This is a genomic window from Lysinibacillus sp. GbtcB16 (assembly GCF_019091145.1).
GTDB lineage: Bacteria > Bacillota > Bacilli > Bacillales_A > Planococcaceae > Lysinibacillus > Lysinibacillus fusiformis.
Genome location: NZ_JAGXJV010000206.1, coordinates 1 through 335, shown reverse-complemented (window position 1 = coordinate 335; position 335 = coordinate 1). Strand labels below are relative to the sequence as shown.

1 protein-coding gene is annotated in these 335 nt (G+C 51.9%); it reads right to left on the bottom strand.

Translation table 11 applies throughout. The features are described from left to right. A partial coding sequence (locus KVT27_RS24020) for a spore germination protein (RefSeq protein ID WP_217582112.1) occupies positions 1 to 335 on the bottom strand: 335 nt, incomplete at both ends.

Here is a 335-nt window from a genome sequence, read left to right as displayed (position 1 = left end):
CGGGAATGGACCCATTTCAGCGGAAATTTCACGATTGAATCTTTCCAGTCCGATGGCTGGTAATGAACGAAGAAGCCTGCGTAATTGGTGCCGAAGCTTTTCAGCTTCATCACGTGGGAAAGCAGGAGCAGCGTAGCCATAATAACGCCGTACAAGCCTAAGACAGAGGCGGCAAGCATCATGAAAAACCGCAGCATTCGGATGGCTGTTCCAGCCGAGTAAATAGGAACCGTATAGGAGGAAATCGCTGTAACCGCAACGACAATGATCATGATCGGACTGACGATTCCCGCCTGAACGGCGGATTGCCCGATCACCAGGCCGCCAACCATACC